At 35.3% G+C, this 16,085-nt stretch carries 15 protein-coding genes and 1 tRNA gene; 8 read left to right on the plus strand and 8 right to left on the minus strand.

Features of this window, described 5'->3' with window-relative positions; translation table 11 throughout:
- The first annotated feature begins 2 nt into the window (after positions 1 to 2).
- Entirely contained in the window at positions 3 to 764 is a 762-nt protein-coding gene (locus ABWO08_RS02715; protein WP_353083514.1) for a succinate dehydrogenase/fumarate reductase iron-sulfur subunit, read from the plus strand.
- A 77-nt stretch (positions 765 to 841) separates the two neighbouring features.
- Positions 842 to 3,643 carry a GH92 family glycosyl hydrolase gene (locus ABWO08_RS02720; RefSeq protein ID WP_353083515.1) on the plus strand — a complete coding sequence of 934 codons (2,802 nt, stop codon included), beginning with the start codon at positions 842 to 844 and terminating at the stop codon, positions 3,641 to 3,643.
- A gap of 9 nt (positions 3,644 to 3,652) precedes the next feature.
- Here ABWO08_RS02720 and ABWO08_RS02725 read toward each other — a convergent pair whose 3' ends face one another.
- Both ABWO08_RS02725 and ABWO08_RS02730 read right to left on the minus strand, forming a co-directional pair.
- Positions 3,653 to 5,251 (minus strand): Ig-like domain-containing domain, encoded by a 1,599-nt coding sequence (locus ABWO08_RS02725; RefSeq protein WP_353083516.1) that lies wholly within the window; start codon positions 5,249 to 5,251, stop codon positions 3,653 to 3,655.
- 79 nt (positions 5,252 to 5,330) lie between these two features.
- Positions 5,331 to 6,011, minus strand: a complete 681-nt coding sequence (locus tag ABWO08_RS02730) for a ComF family protein (protein WP_353083517.1) — start codon at positions 6,009 to 6,011, stop codon at positions 5,331 to 5,333.
- Between the two features lie 84 nt (positions 6,012 to 6,095).
- Between ABWO08_RS02730 and ABWO08_RS02735 the strand changes: the two genes are divergently transcribed.
- The gene (locus tag ABWO08_RS02735; protein WP_353083518.1) at positions 6,096 to 7,640 is read left to right on the plus strand and encodes a glycine--tRNA ligase; all 1,545 of its coding nucleotides are present in this window, start codon (positions 6,096 to 6,098) and stop codon (positions 7,638 to 7,640) included.
- A gap of 50 nt (positions 7,641 to 7,690) precedes the next feature.
- Here the strand turns inward: ABWO08_RS02735 and thiL are convergent, their stop codons facing one another.
- The 4 genes from thiL to lepA form a co-directional block, all read right to left on the minus strand.
- Positions 7,691 to 8,737: a thiamine-phosphate kinase gene (thiL, locus tag ABWO08_RS02740; protein ID WP_353083519.1), complete on the minus strand. Its 1,047-nt coding sequence runs from the start codon at positions 8,735 to 8,737 to the stop codon at positions 7,691 to 7,693.
- 186 nt (positions 8,738 to 8,923) lie between these two features.
- Positions 8,924 to 9,139: a hypothetical protein gene (locus ABWO08_RS02745; protein WP_353083520.1), complete on the minus strand. Its 216-nt coding sequence runs from the start codon at positions 9,137 to 9,139 to the stop codon at positions 8,924 to 8,926.
- Positions 9,140 to 9,143: 4 nt separating this feature from the next.
- Entirely contained in the window at positions 9,144 to 9,365 is a 222-nt protein-coding gene (locus tag ABWO08_RS02750) for a hypothetical protein (RefSeq protein WP_353083521.1), read from the minus strand.
- A gap of 100 nt (positions 9,366 to 9,465) precedes the next feature.
- Positions 9,466 to 11,262: a translation elongation factor 4 gene (gene lepA, locus ABWO08_RS02755; protein ID WP_353083522.1), complete on the minus strand. Its 1,797-nt coding sequence runs from the start codon at positions 11,260 to 11,262 to the stop codon at positions 9,466 to 9,468.
- Between the two features lie 269 nt (positions 11,263 to 11,531).
- On the opposite strand from lepA, the gene dusB reads away from it, so the two are divergent.
- Positions 11,532 to 12,524, plus strand: a complete 993-nt coding sequence (dusB, locus tag ABWO08_RS02760; RefSeq protein WP_353083523.1) for a tRNA dihydrouridine synthase DusB — start codon at positions 11,532 to 11,534, stop codon at positions 12,522 to 12,524.
- A 201-nt stretch (positions 12,525 to 12,725) separates the two neighbouring features.
- On the opposite strand, the gene ABWO08_RS02765 is transcribed toward dusB, so the two are convergent.
- Positions 12,726 to 13,931, minus strand: coding sequence for an ABC transporter permease (locus ABWO08_RS02765; RefSeq protein ID WP_353083524.1), 1,206 nt, complete (start codon positions 13,929 to 13,931; stop codon positions 12,726 to 12,728).
- Entirely contained in the window at positions 13,932 to 14,324 is a 393-nt protein-coding gene (rbfA, locus tag ABWO08_RS02770) for a 30S ribosome-binding factor RbfA (protein ID WP_353083525.1), read from the minus strand. It abuts the gene before it with no gap.
- Between the two features lie 158 nt (positions 14,325 to 14,482).
- On the opposite strand from rbfA, the gene mce reads away from it, so the two are divergent.
- From mce to ABWO08_RS02790, 4 genes are all read left to right on the plus strand, one after another.
- Positions 14,483 to 14,884: a methylmalonyl-CoA epimerase gene (mce, locus tag ABWO08_RS02775; RefSeq protein ID WP_353083526.1), complete on the plus strand. Its 402-nt coding sequence runs from the start codon at positions 14,483 to 14,485 to the stop codon at positions 14,882 to 14,884.
- A gap of 87 nt (positions 14,885 to 14,971) precedes the next feature.
- Positions 14,972 to 15,045 (plus strand) — tRNA-Ile (locus tag ABWO08_RS02780).
- A gap of 144 nt (positions 15,046 to 15,189) precedes the next feature.
- On the plus strand, positions 15,190 to 15,636 hold the full coding sequence (locus ABWO08_RS02785; RefSeq protein WP_353083527.1) for a lipocalin family protein: 447 nt from the start codon (positions 15,190 to 15,192) through the stop codon (positions 15,634 to 15,636).
- A 24-nt stretch (positions 15,637 to 15,660) separates the two neighbouring features.
- Positions 15,661 to 16,085: hypothetical protein (locus ABWO08_RS02790; RefSeq protein ID WP_353083528.1), on the plus strand; the 425-nt coding region annotated here is incomplete at its 3' end.

The raw sequence follows: 16,085 nt of genomic DNA on the forward strand, positions 1-16,085 counted from the left end.
TTATGTCTTCAGCAAAAAACATTAATATTACCCTTAAAATTTGGCGTCAAAAAGACACCAAAGCAAAAGGAAATTTAGAGACTTATAAATTAGATAACGTTTCTACAGCAAGTTCGTTTTTGGAAATGTTGGACCAATTGAACGAACAATTAATAAACGATAAAATCGAACCTATTGCGTTTGATCACGACTGTCGTGAAGGAATCTGCGGAATGTGTTCTTTATACATTAATGGTCGTGCTCACGGTCCAGATACCGGAATCACTACGTGCCAGTTGCACATGAGAATGTTTAAAGATGGTGATACAATATTTGTAGAACCATGGAGAAGTAAAGCATTTCCTGTAATTAAAGACTTAGTTGTTGATAGAAGTGCTTTTGATAGAATCCAACAAGCAGGAGGATTTGTATCGGTTAATACTTCTGGAAATACAATTGATGCTAATGCTACTCCAATTCCAAAAAATGATGCCGACAAAGCCTTCGAAGCTGCAGCTTGTATTGGTTGTGGAGCGTGTGTTGCAACTTGTAAAAATGGTTCGGCAATGTTATTCGTTGGAGCAAAAGTATCTCAATATGCGTTATTGCCACAAGGTAAGGTTGAAGCTACCAATCGTGTTTTAAATATGGTGCGTCAAATGGACGAAGAAGGATTTGGAAACTGTACCAATACAGGCGCATGCGAAATTGAGTGTCCAAAAGGAATTTCATTAGAAAATATTGCTCGTATGAATAGAGAATATTTATCGGCAAGTTTAAAATAATTTTTATCTTTTAATTATACTAAAACGCATTCATTAAGTTGGATGCGTTTTTTTTATCTTTGGATTAAAATAGTTCTATGAAAAAAATATTTTCTCTTCTCGTTTTAATAATTACTATAAATTCTTTTAGTCAACAGCTTCATCAATTGGTTAACCCAATGATAGGAACCGGCGGTCATGGGCATACTTATCCTGGTGCAACATTGCCATTCGGGATGGTACAACTTTCTCCCGACACTAGAATTGATGGAAGTTGGGATGGTTGTTCTGGTTATCATTATGACGACTCTACAATTTATGGTTTTTCACATACCCATTTAAACGGAACAGGATGCTCTGATTTTGGAGATATTATGCTGATGCCCACGATGGGAAAACCAACGCTGGATAATAAAGTATATTCTTCCAAATTTTCTCATAAAAATGAAAAGGCAACTGCAGGATTTTATTCTGTTAAATTAGATAATCACAATATCGATGTTCGATTAACAGCGTCTACACGAGTTGGATTTCATGAATACACTTTTAATAATGCAGGGCAAGCCAACATTATTCTCGATTTAAATCACCGCGATTTATTGCTGGGAGGGGAAGTGCATGTGATAAATAGTAAAACTATTGAGGTGAGGCGGGAAAGCGAAGCCTGGGCAAAAAACCAAATTGTATTTGCCCGCATAGAGTTTAGCGTGCCCATGAATGTTACCGATATTCGAAGTAACGGCGATTACATGCATTCTCCCGAAAACGAATATATAGGTGGAACTCAAACAGCAATTAGTTTTTCTAAAAAAGTAAAAAAAGGCGAAAAAATACTTGTGAAAGTTTCGCTTTCGCCAACAAGTTATGATGGTGCAAAATTAAACAGTTCTGAAATTATGGATTGGAATTTTGAACGTGTAAAGAAAGAAGCTGAGAAACTTTGGGAAAACCAACTTTCTAAAATTCAAATTACAGAAGTTGATAAAAATAAAGAAACTATTTTCTACACCGCTTTATACCATACAATGGTGCAACCCAATATCGCTCAAGATATAGACGGCAAATACCGTGGTCGCGACAACCAAATCCACAAAGCTGAAGGATTTGATTATTATTCGGTTTTCTCACTTTGGGACACCTTTCGCGCAGCACATCCATTGTATACTTTAATCGAAAAGAAACGAACTGCCGATTTTATTAATACTTTTTTAAAGCAATACGAACAAGGCGGGAGATTGCCAGTTTGGGAGTTGGCTTCCAATGAAACAGATTGTATGATTGGCTACCATTCGGTTTCGGTTATGGCCGATGCTATGGCCAAAGGAATAACAGGTTTTGACTATGAAAAAGCATTTGAAGCAGCCAAGCACAGCGCGATGTTAGATCATTTGGGATTGGAAGCTTATAAAAGGCAAGGTTTTATTTCGATGGATGACGAACATGAAAGTGTTTCAAAAACATTAGAATATGCTTATGACGATTGGTGTATTGCACAAATGGCAGAAATTTTAAACAAAAAAGAAGACTACAATTATTTTATGAAGCGTTCCCAAAATTGGAAGAATGTCTTCGATTGGAATACCCCTTTTATGCACCCAAAGAAAAATGGAGGTTGGGACAAACCTTTTGATCCTAAAGAAATCAATAATAATTTTACCGAAGGCAATTCGTGGCAGTATTCGTTTTTTGTGCCACAAGATATAGATGGAATGATTGCTGCCTATGGAGGAGATGAAAAATTTGAAGCTAAACTAGATGAAATGTTCAACAGTGAAAGTAAAACTACTGGTCGCGAACAAGCCGATGTTACGGGTTTAATAGGGCAATATGCCCACGGAAATGAGCCAAGCCACCATATGGCCTATTTGTATAATTATGTAGATAAACCAGAAAAAACCACTGAAAAAGTACATTATATTTTAGATAATTTTTACAAAAATGCACCAGACGGATTGATAGGAAACGAAGACTGCGGACAAATGAGTGCTTGGTATGTTTTGAGTGCAATGGGTATTTATGCAGTGACTCCAGGATTGCCTAATTGGAGTCTATCTAGCCCCTATTTTAGTGATATTAAAGTCAATTTTGAAGACAAAACTACCAAAGAAATTTTCCAAAAAATGCCTGTTAGAACTATGGAAAATTTTGGAATAAATAGTAATTATATAGACATTGCAGTTGGTTTTTCTTATAATGAAATTATTCCTGTTCCCGTAATTCAAGCAGACGGTAAATCGTTTAAAGACAAAATGAAGATTACTTTACAACATCCTTATGCTTATGCAGAAATTTATCATTCGTTTGATAATATAAAATTTGAAAAATATATTGAACCAATTGAAATATCAAATTCAACCGAAATTTATTCTTATTGTATAGAGGGAGCAAGAAAATCAGATTGTATTAAAGGACAATTCTTTAAAAAACCAAACAATTACACCATTGCTATTCAATCCAAATACAATCCGCAATACCATGCAGGAGGCCCAGAAGGTTTGTTAGATGGAATTAACGGAACAGAAAACTGGCGGAAAGGCGATTGGCAAGGCTATCAAAGTCAGGATTTTGAAGCTGTAATTGATTTACAAAAAGAACAAATGGTACATTCTTTTTCTGCAAATTGTTTACAAGATTCCCGCTCATGGATACTATTTCCAACAACAGTAGAATATTATGTTTCGAATGATAATGTAAATTTTACCCTTGTAGGAAGTGTGAAAAATGAAATCAGTCCAAAATACGAAGTGAATAAAATTCAAAATTTTGAATACAATTCAGCTACAGAAATTAAGGCAAAATACATTAAAGTGAAAGCTTATAATTTTGGAAAATTACCCGAATGGCATCAAGGTTTTGGTGGTGACGCTTTTATTTTTATCGATGAAATAACTATTAAATAATAGCGAATACTATTTACTTAAATCAAATGGCTGTTCTACATCCCAATTGGCACGAACATCCAATTCTTTAGGAAAATAAATAACTTCTTCGCTTTGACGAAGTGCTAAGAAATTTCCAGGCGTCCATTCTTTATCCTTATTGTCATCATATATTAGTCGCATAGTATATTTTCTTGGCTCCAATAAATCAAAGTTTAGAACGGTATTTTTATCCGAATATTCACTTGCTATTACTGCTTCTTTTTCGTCGAGTAGTTGCACAATTACCGGAAATCGTTTTACATTTTCGAGAGTTACCTTTAGATTTCCATAATCAGAAATGTCATTTGTAGAAAATTTATAAGAGAGCGAGTCATTTTGAACTTCGTAATAATTATGCAATGCACCTGGGAGTAATCTCAAATTGTATTTTTCTAATGGTTCTTTTGAAAATAAAAATTTTAGTTTTTGATTATAGGAATCATATTCGGTTGTGAATTTTACTTCTGAAGAATCTTTCTTTATCAATTTCATTTTGGTAACATCCCATTTGCTTATTGGGCTATTGGAAATTATTGCAAAATCTTCTCTAAATTGTAGTGTTCCAGAAACAGCTGATGTAAAACTCAAACTGTCTTTTTTCTGATCTTTAACTTTTAAGGAATACGATTTAGCATAATTGTTTTTAGAAATTGCAACCTTAATACTATCCCCTTTTGGAGCTTTAAACCACAATTGAAGCGAATCTTTTTTTGGTAATTTGGTTAATATATAAGGTATTTCTTCTGTGCCTTTTTTTATTGAAATTTTCACTTCTTTGCTATTTCCCTCATAGCCCATCGTGTATCTTGCCGCCGAAGCTTGGGAGAAATTGATTGATTTAAACGCTAGTTCTTCTTTAAATAATTCTAACTCGTAAACGGTGTCATTTGGGATGGTAATAAAATCTTTTTGGAACCCTATTTTATCTGTTTTAGGATCAAATTTATTATTTGAGTTGGCATCTTTTAAAGCAACTAGACGGTATTTCCCTTTTTTCAAATTTTCAAATTTTCCTATTTTTAAACTGTCTAAAGTATTGGTTACATACCTTGGCACTTGTTTGTAAATAATAGAATCGGTGTATTTATCATTTACTTCATATAATAAAATAGACACAAAGTGATCTATTTTTCTTGCAATCGCATCTTTTGTGGTCACACCCAATGTAAGCGAATCAATATAATTTCCGGTAGAAAAAACATATTTAAATTGTTGGTAGGGGTTGTTTTCGTTATTGTCTTGAATGCTATTTCCAAAATTAAAACTGTAGGTTGTATTTGGCTGTAAAGTATCTTTTATTCTTATGGATAGTGTTTTGCTTGCGGTTGCTGGTAAAATTTCCGGTTGGGATTTCATCGGAGGTGAAACAATAAGTTGTTTCGAAACATCTTTTAACTTTACAAATTCATTAAAAGTTAATTTGATTTCTTTTCTATTAAAATTAAGTGAACCATTTTTTGGCAAACTATTATTTAGCACCGGAGCAATTGTGTCTTTTTTACCACCAGTAATCATACCTCTTTTAGCACAACCAATGGTAGTTATAGCTAGTAATAAAAGTAGATATTTACAATTTACGCTTTGCATTCCTTTTTAATTTATTCGCAAAATAACAATTATATTTAGAGGTAACGAAATCTTTTGATTTATAATTAACTAAAAATAATTATTGCGTCATGGCCATGCAAACAATACTCAATCGTGCCCCCGGAATTTTTAGCAATTCTCTGCCACAAGCTTCTAGTGTTGAACCGGTGGTAATCACATCATCAATAAGTAAAAAATGCTTGTTGTGATGCGACTCATCCGCAGTTATACTAAAGATACTTTTTGCCATTTCACTTCGACCTAAAATGTTCTTTTTAGTTTGAGTTTTGGAATATACATTTCTAATTAATACCTTGTCATTGTATGGTATTTTTGTGCTTTCGGATACAGCTTTACCAAAGGTTTCCACCTGATTGTATCCCCGTTCTTTAAGCCTTTTTTTGTGTAACGGCACCGGAATTATAAAATCTACATCCTGCAATTCTTTGATGCTTTTTATTTCTTCGGCATACCAATAGCCAACCGCAGTGCCAATTTCTTGATGTCCTTTGTACTTGAGTTTGTGAATTAATTCTTGAACAATTCCTTTTTTGTGGAAATAAAATAAAGCACCGGCAAACTCAATTGGAATTCTGCCATAAAATTTTACATGCGCTTCGTTGTTTTCTATTTTAGAATGATTAGTCAGCGGAATTTCATGTCTACAAACGGTGCAAATTACTTTTTCATTGGCCAACAAAAAAGAATTACAGCCCGCACACGCTTTCGGAAAAAATAAATTAAGGAGTTTTTCAAACATCAGCTAAACTATTTGTTACTTAAATTTAATAAAAATCCAAATAGCAATATAATTTAAACGCACTTTTTATATTTTTGCACCACTATGGCAAAACAAGAAGATATATTTAAGAATGTAGTTTCGCATGCAAAAGAATACGGATTTATTTTTCCGTCAAGCGAAATTTACGATGGACTTAGTGCAGTCTATGATTATGCACAAAATGGAGTAGAGTTAAAGAAAAACATCCGTGAATATTGGTGGAAAGCAATGGTGCAAATGCACGAAAACATTGTTGGTCTTGATGCGGCAATATTAATGCATCCTACCACGTGGAAAGCTTCTGGGCATGTGGATGCTTTTAACGATCCATTAATTGACAATAAAGATTCTAAAAAAAGATACCGCGCCGATGTTTTAATTGAGGATTATGCCGAAAAATTAAATCTGAAAGCCAAAAAAGAAATAGAAAAAGCAAAAGTGCGCTTTGGCGATGCTTTTAACGAACAAGAATTCATCACTACCAATGCGCGCGTGGTAGAATATCTTGCTAAAGAAAGAGAAATTCTTGAAAGAATGGGCCGTTCTTTAGGTAATGGCGATTTGGAAGATGTGAAAGCATTGATTGAAGAATTGGAAATTGCCGATCCTGAAACAGGTTCTAGAAACTGGACCGAAGTGCGTCAGTTTAATCTGATGTTTGGAACCAAGCTTGGTGCTTCTGCAGATACTGCAATGGATTTATACCTTCGTCCAGAAACGGCGCAAGGAATTTTTGTGAATTTCTTAAATGTGCAAAAATCCGGGCGTATGAAAATTCCATTCGGAATTGCACAAACCGGGAAAGCCTTTAGAAACGAAATTGTAGCCCGTCAATTTATTTTCCGTATGCGTGAATTTGAGCAAATGGAAATGCAATTCTTTGTAAAACCAGGCGAAGAAATGAAATGGTACGACTACTGGAAAGATACCCGATTGAAATGGCATTTATCTCTTGGTTTAGGAAAAGAAAATTACCGTTTTCACGATCATGAAAAATTAGCGCATTATGCTAATGCTGCTGCCGATATTGAGTTTAACTTCCCATTTGGTTTTAAAGAATTGGAAGGAATTCACTCAAGAACCGATTTCGATTTAAAAGCACACGAACAATTTTCAGGAAGAAAATTACAGTATTTTGACACCGAATTGAATCAAAACTATGTGCCGTATGTAGTAGAAACTTCGGTTGGATTAGACAGAATGTTTTTAGCTGTATTTGCAACTTCTTTAAAAGAAGAAACGCTTGAAGACGGATCATTACGAACCGTATTGAGTTTGCCAGCGGTTTTAGCGCCAACCAAAGCGGCGATTTTACCATTGGTTAAAAAAGATGGACTACCAGAAATTGCGCAGCAAATAATAGCCGATTTAAAATGGGATTTCAATGTGACTTATGATGAAAAAGATGCCGTAGGAAGACGTTATAGAAGACAAGATGCTCTTGGAACTCCGTTTTGTATCACTGTAGATCATCAAACGATAGAAGACCAAACGGTAACTATTCGACATAGAGATACCATGAAACAAGATCGCGTTAAGATTTCCGATTTAAAGTCCATTATAGAAAACGAAGTTTCTATGAAAAACTGGTTGCAAAAAATGATCTAATTGAAATCAATACTTATAAAAAAATCCACTAATTTCTTAGTGGATTTTTTTTATTCGCTTATAGCATCCCAACCTCTGGCTTTTAATGGGATTTTAGTATTGGCACGAGTAATTAAATGAATCCCTTCACTTTCTTGCGTCATGTGTCCGATTACGGTAAAGTTTGGATTCGCTTTAATTTTATCATAATCTTCCATTTTAATGGTGAACAGCAATTCATAATCTTCACCACCATTTATAGCAACTGTGGTAGAATCGATATTGAATTCCTCACACACATTAATAAACTGAGGGTCTACCGGAATTTTCTCTTCATATAAATTACAACCTACACCGCTTTGTTTGCAAAGGTGAATGATCTCAGATGACAACCCATCCGAAATATCAATCATGGAGGTTGGTTTTAATTCCAATTTTTCAAATAATCCTTTAATGTCGTGGCGTGCTTCTGGTTTTAATTGGCGTTCAATTAAATAGGTGTACGCATCTAAATCGGGTTGGTTGTTAGGATTTACCTGAAACACTTGTTTTTCTCTTTCTAAAACTTGCAATCCCATATAAGCCGAACCAATATCACCCGTTACAACTAGTAAATCGGTTGCATTTGCACCGTTTCTGTATGTAATATCTTCTTGATTTGCTTCGCCAATAGCGGTAATAGAAAGAATCAAACCTTTTTGAGACGAAGTGGTATCGCCACCAATTACATCTACATTATAAAATTTAGCCGCATGCGTAATTCCTTCAAACAGCTCTTCTAAGGCTTCCAAAGGAAAACGATTTGAAACAGCAACCGAAACGGTTATTTGAGTCGCTTTGGCATTCATAGCGCATATATCCGATACATTTACCACCACAGCTTTGTAACCCAAATGCTTTAACGGCATGTAGGACAAATCAAAATGTACCCCTTCAATTAGCAAATCGGTAGAAACCACTATTTTTTTATTCTTGAAATCTAAAACGGCAGCGTCATCGCCAATTCCCTTTAGGGTGGAAGGTTGCTGAATGGTAAAATTCTTGGTTAAATGTTCAATCAAACCAAATTCTCCCAGTTGGGATAGGGAAGTGCGTTGCGGATTTTTTTCTTCTATCATGTGGCAAAGGTACAAAGGAATTTCGTTTACCGCAAAACACTCTTTTCTTGAAAGTTTCTCAAACAAAAAACCCAACAACTTTCGTCATTGGGTTAAACTATTTGGTATTTCTGCTCCATATTTCAGGAGTTCTAGAAGTATGAAAAACTGCAAAAATGGTTACTGTTTTCTTTTCTTCATTAATTTTTAATGAATTAAAAATGGAAATTTTTCAATTTTTCTACAATGAATTTCATCGTATTTTATCGAAAATATAGTAGGGTTTTTCTTTAATGAATTGATTTGTTTTTTGACTTGATTTTTATATTGTAGTCCTAATCCTATTAATTGTAGTTCATACCAATCGCGCGCTCCCTGAATATCATTAATGGCATCAATATCTATTTTTATTTGATAAATCAAAGGATTATAGGTTTTTAGAAACCTTTTCCCAATCTAAAATTCTACTTGAATCTCTTTCTGATTTTGCAACCCGATTTAAAACTAAAGCTTGGTGTTCTGCCGGAATTTCAATTGCTTCATTCCAAATAGCATCATTTAATGTAAGCAATTCCATTGGGGAAAGCTGCTTCACAGCTTCCAAAAGCTGATTAAAATCTACATCGCTATTTAATTTTAGTGCATCCATAAAACAAATTTAATGAAATTATCTTTCAATAAACCAAAAAACCCAACAACTTTCGTCATTGGGTTAGTCTTAATTCTTAATACTTTTATCTTAATACCTCTTAGTCGTTCAACTTCAACACCGCCATAAATGCTTCTTGAGGAATTTCTACATTTCCAACTTGACGCATTCTCTTTTTCCCTTTTTTCTGTTTCTCCAAAAGTTTTCTTTTACGAGAAATATCCCCGCCATAACATTTGGCGGTAACATCTTTACGAAGGGCTTTTATGGTTTCACGAGCAATGATTTTAGCTCCAATAGCAGCCTGAATCGGAATGTCAAATTGCTGTCTCGGAATTAACTCGCGTAATTTTTCGGTCATTTTTTTACCAATATGATACGCATTATCCTCGTGAATCAATGCCGAAAGGGCATCTACAGTTTGTCCGTTTAAAAGCACATCCAGTTTCACTAGTTTAGAAGTACGCATCCCAATTGGTGAATAGTCAAACGAAGCATATCCTTTGGAAACCGTTTTCAATCGGTCGTAAAAATCAAATACAATTTCGGCCAAAGGCATGTCAAAATTCAACTCTACTCTTTCTGTTGTTAAATACGTTTGGTTGGTAATTAGTCCGCGTTTTTCAATACACAAACTCATTACATTCCCAACAAAATCAGCCTTTGTGATGATTGTTGCTTTAATATATGGTTCTTCCACACGGTCCAAACGCGATGGCTCTGGCAAGTCGGAAGGGTTATTTATTATAAACGAAGTATCCGGATCTTTTTTGGTGTAAGCCAAATATGAAACGTTAGGAACCGTAGTAATAACGGTCATGTCAAATTCACGTTCCAAGCGTTCCTGAATGATCTCCATGTGCAACATTCCTAAGAATCCGCAACGGAAACCAAATCCTAATGCTGCCGAACTCTCTGCCGTAAATACTAACGAAGCATCATTTAATTGCAGTTTCTCCATTGACGAACGCAAGTCTTCAAAATCTTCGGTGTCCACAGGATAAATTCCGGCAAAAACCATTGGTTTTACATCCTCAAATCCCGTAATCATATTCGTGGTTGGCGTTTTCGCATCGGTAATCGTGTCACCCACTTTCACCTCTTTTGCTTCTTTAATCCCCGAAATTAAATACCCCACATCGCCAGTAGAAATGCAATCTTTGGGCACTTGGTTTAATTTAAGAGTTCCTACTTCATCGGCAAAATATTCATTACCAGTTGCCATGAATTTAATTTTTTGCCCTTTACGGATTTCGCCATTTTTCACACGAAAAATTACTTCAATTCCACGAAACGGATTGTAATGCGAATCAAAAATCAAGGCTTGTAAAGGTTCTTCTTTATTTCCTTTTGGCGGCGGAATTTTTTCAATAATAGCAGCCAATATATTTTCTACGCCAAATCCGGTTTTACCCGATGCGTGAATAATTTCTTCTAGTTTGCAACCCAATAAATCAATAATATCGTCGCTTACTTCCTCTGGATTCGCACTTGGCAAATCCACTTTATTCAACACCGGAATAATTTCCAAGTCGTTTTCTAAAGCCAAATACAAGTTAGAAATTGTTTGCGCCTGAATACTTTGAGCTGCATCCACAATAAGTAGCGCACCTTCGCAAGCCGCAATAGATCGGGAAACTTCATACGAAAAATCCACATGCCCCGGAGTGTCAATAAGGTTCAAGATATAATCTTCACCTTTGTATTTGTACTCCATTTGAATGGCATGACTCTTAATGGTAATTCCACGCTCGCGCTCCAAGTCCATGTTATCCAGCAACTGCGCTTTTTCTTCACGGGCCGTAACCGTTTGGGTTGCCCCAAGAAGTCGGTCGGCAAGCGTACTTTTTCCGTGATCAATGTGTGCAATAATGCAAAAATTTCTTATGTTTTTCATTCTTTTTACTATCAATTTATGTCATGCTTAGCGTTGTCAAAGCAGGGCGTTCCGGCAAAAAGCCGTCGGGCTTTCCGCTGTATCTTTTGTTCCTCCCGATTGCCATCGGGATGCACAAAAGGATGCCGCTGCAATCCCTAACGCAAACCCTAATAAGTAAGGATTTAATCTGCAAATATAAAGCAAAGATTTGATTTATATGACTCAAACTTGAAACCTTAAACTTGAAACACACAAAATTTTGTACTTTTGCCAAAAATTCAATATCCATGCCCAAAATAGGCAACATCATTTTACCCGATTTCCCTTTGCTTCTCGCTCCAATGGAAGATGTGAGCGATCCGCCATTTCGTAGATTGTGTAAATTACATGGTGCCGATTTAATGTATTCCGAATTTATTTCGAGTGAAGGCTTGATTCGTGATGCCGTAAAAAGCAAACAAAAATTAGATATTTTCGATTACGAGCGCCCGGTTGGAATCCAAATATTTGGTGGTGATGAAGAAGCCATGGAACTATCTGCTCGAATTGTAGATGCCGTACAGCCCGACTTGGTAGATATCAATTTTGGTTGCCCCGTAAAAAAAGTAGTTTGTAAAGGTGCCGGTGCCGGTGTTTTGAAAGATGTTGATTTGATGGTTCGTTTAACTAAATCGGTAATTAAAGGAACCAATCTTCCGGTAACGGTGAAAACCCGATTGGGTTGGGATGAAAATTCCATTAATATTGATGAGGTTGCCGAGCGTTTGCAAGATATTGGCGTGCAAGCCTTAACGGTGCATGCAAGAACGCGCGCCCAAATGTATAAAGGGCATTCCGATTGGAGTCACATCCAACGCATCAAAAATAACCCTAGAATTACCATGCCAATTTTTGGTAATGGCGATATCGATTCTCCCGAAAAAGCTTTAGAATATAAAAACAAATACGGATTAGACGGCATGATGATTGGTCGTGCAGCTATTGGTTATCCTTGGATTTTTAATGAAATTAAGCACTATTTTGCTACAGGAGAACATTTGGCAAAACCAACTATTAACGATAGAGTAGAAGCAGCCCGTAACCACTTAACTTGGTCTATGGACTGGAAAGGGGAACGCCTCGGAATTGTAGAAATGCGTCGCCACTATACCAATTATTTCAAAGGAATTCCCAATTTTAAAGAATTCCGATTGAAACTGGTTACCCTAGAAGATCCAGAGCAATTGTTTCAAGCGCTGAATGAAATTCAGGAGATCTATTTTGATTTGCCTATCTATTAAACCAATATAATTTTTAGGAGGAGTTTCATTAAATTGTACATTTCGACAGGCTCAATGTGACAATTAATACTCAATGTGAGGATCATGACCGAATGTGACAATTAAGGCTCAATGTGACAATTAAGCTTAATGTAACTATCAATTCTTAACCTTGTTTACTAATTATAGTGAACTGTTTTGTAAGTCTGAGCTTGTCGAAGACTAATCCAATAACTTTTTAGTCACTCGACTACTTGCAATTAAACTTGCAATAAATCCAAGGGAAACAATAGTGGCAAATACAATGCCTACATTTTGAAAGCTAAATTCCACCGGATAAGCTAACGATGGTGTAATCATAATCAGTTGGAATTGTTGTTGAATTACCACAATAATAATTCCTAAAATCAAACCAATCAATCCGCCAAAAACACTTAAAAGCGTTCCTTGCAACAGGAATATTTTACGCAAATCTTTTACTTCCACACCCAAATTAAATAGTGTTTTTAGGTTGGCTTTTTTATCCAAAACCATCATAATTAAAGCGCCAATTAAGTTGAAAAGCGCAATAATAATTACCAAAGTAAAAATAAGATACACCGCAATATTTTCGGTATTGAGCATTTTGTATAGCGTTGCGTTGAGTTGGGCACGTGTTTTTACAGCTACTTTATTGTTGCAAATTTTAGTTACGGCTTCAATTACTTCAGCTTCGTTTGCATTGAGTTTTGTTCTTATTTCAATTCCCGAAATTTGATTTGGACGGTACAGTAATAATTCTTGTGCCAAGCCCAAATCGGCAAAGACATATTTGGAATCGAGTTCTTCACTTATGGCATAAATTCCAACAGGAACCAAGGCTAATTTGCTAAAAGAATCTTCGGGATTTAAAGATGAAAAATCGCCTTCCCCTGGTTTGGGAGCCATCACTTCCAAAACATTATTCATGTCGAATAAACCAAGAGAAAGTTTCTCAGAAATGCCATAGCCAATAACCACTTGGTAGGTGTTTGGGCGAAGCCATTGTCCGTTAAATAATTTTTGGGAGACTTTGTTGACTTTAACATAATTAAAATCTACCCCTTTAATGTAGGCTACTTGTTGTTTATCGTCAAATGAAAAAAGCACGCGCTCTTCTATTATCTTGCTGTAAGAAGCTACTCCTGCACATTTTTTTAATTTTTGTTCTTGATCTGGAGTAAGTACAAATGACTTTCCGGTTTTTGGAATTACCTTTAAATCGGGGTCAAAATCGTTGGAAAACGACAAACTAAAAACGCGTAATCCACTAAAAACCGAAAGCACAACAAACAAGGCCATAGCGCCAATGATAATCCCCCCCGAAGCAATTCGGGTAATAATGTTGATTGCATTATTTTTGCTTTTGCTAAAAAGGTACCTTTTGGCTATGTACAGCGGAAAATTCACTTACGATCTTTTTCGTTTTTCTAAAAGTTCTCTATTGGTAATTGGGTTTTCTTTTCCGGCAAGGGCGTTGTCTATTTTCTCAATATAATCAAGAGAGTCGTCGATGTAGAAAGAAAGATTGGGCACTTTTCGGAGCTGCATTTTTACGCGTTGCGCTAAATCGTGTTTGATTAATGGCATGTTTGATTTTACTGCTTCTAGTATTTCTTGTGCTCTATCTTGAGGGAACACACTAAGATATACTCGGGCAACTCCAAGATCGGAGGTTACGGACACTTTAGAAACTGAAATCACCAAATTGGTAATTCCGTTTTTTCTTATTTCACCTTGAAGAATGTCTACTAAATCATTTTGTAAAACACTTCCTATTTTTTTCTGTCTGTTTGTTTCCATTTGGCAAAAATACGATTTTTTTAAAGTCGCAAAGTCGTTAAGTGCCAAAGTTTGTTATTGTTTTGATTTGTTGATGAAATACCTTCGCTATTTTTAATAGATTTTGTAATTTTTAATACCTTAGCGCCTAAGAATCTTAGAACTTTGTACCTTAAAAGATGAGAAAAATAGAACATATCGGGATTGCTGTAAAAAGCTTGGAAACTTCCAATTTGCTTTTCGAAAAATTATTTGGCGCACCAGCCTACAAGCAAGAAGAAGTTGCTAGCGAAGGCGTAAAAACCTCGTTCTTCATGAATGGCCCAAACAAAATCGAATTGCTTGAAGCCACCAACGCGGATAGCCCAATTGCCAAATTTTTAGAAAAAAAAGGTGAGGGAATTCACCACATTGCTTTTGATGTACAAGACATTCACAGTGAAATGAAACGCATGCAAGACGAAGGATTTGTATTGTTAAATGAAGTTCCAAAAAAGGGCGCCGACAATAAGCTGGTTGTTTTTTTACACCCAAAAACTACCAATGGCGTTTTGATTGAGTTGTGCCAGGAAATAGTATAAAAGGTGGAATTTTTCTGTGGGTAAGCCAAAAAACAAAAAACACTTGCAATAAATTAAAAATAGTGGTAATATTGCAACCTCTTAACCGGTCCTATAGCTCAGTTGGTTAGAGCACCTGACTCATAATCAGGTGGTCCCTGGTTCGAGCCCAGGTGGGACCACTAGTAAAATCAAAGCCTTACAGAAATGTAGGGCTTTTTTTGTATTATAAACTGATCTTTAATTATTTAGATTGACAAATAATTTGCACATTTATCAAATTAGTAATCTAAATAGTGTTAAATTTGTAAATTATATCAATACTTATGATGAAAAAAATATTTTATTTATTGAGTTTTACTTTTCTATTGTTACAGGCATGTTCCAGTAGCGGTAGTTCAGACGGTTCTTCATCTTCAACTTCTGGTTCATTAGTTGGAAAATGGGAGCTTTTTCAAGTTGCAAGCTTTCCTCCAGGAACTATAATTACAGATTCTACACCATTAATTAATTATCAATTTGATTGTCCAACTCTTAAAGACTATTGTCAATTTGGAAGTCAAGGGAGTTTAAAACAGGTCTCATATAATTCTAGTTGTGCCGAAACAAATGATATTGGTACATATACAAAAACTGATAATTTAATAAATCTATATAAAAATAATGTTTACAAAGGGTATTGGGAAATACTATCATTGACTAGTTCTACTTTAAAAATAAAGTATCCTACTCCTCAAACAGGTACTCCTTATGTAATAGTTGTTGTAAGTTAAAAAAAAATCTAATATATCTAAATCATGAAAAAAATTATCTTTTCAATAATCGCAATAATAAGTTTTGCCATTACATCATTGGCTCAAGTTGTTGAAATAACTGCTAATGGTCCAGTAACATTCTGTACAGGCGGCACAGTTCAATTAACAGGTTCGGTTTCTCCTTCAGGGATATATCAATATCAATGGTTGAAAGATAACTTGAATATATCTGGACAAAATGCTTTAAGTTATGTCCCTACTTCATCTGGTGTTTTCGCCTTAAAAGTTACAGCATTGAATGGTTCGGTATTCATTTCTAATTTAATTACTGTAACTATTAATCCATTGCCGCCATCACCAGTTGTAACATATAATTCCCCAGCAATTATTTGTGGAGGCTCGCCAATTATTTTATCCGATAATTTATCGACAAACGTTAGTTATCAATGGTTTTTTAATAATAACCC

The organism is Flavobacterium sp., from assembly GCF_040383245.1.
Lineage (GTDB): Bacteria > Bacteroidota > Bacteroidia > Flavobacteriales > Flavobacteriaceae > Flavobacterium.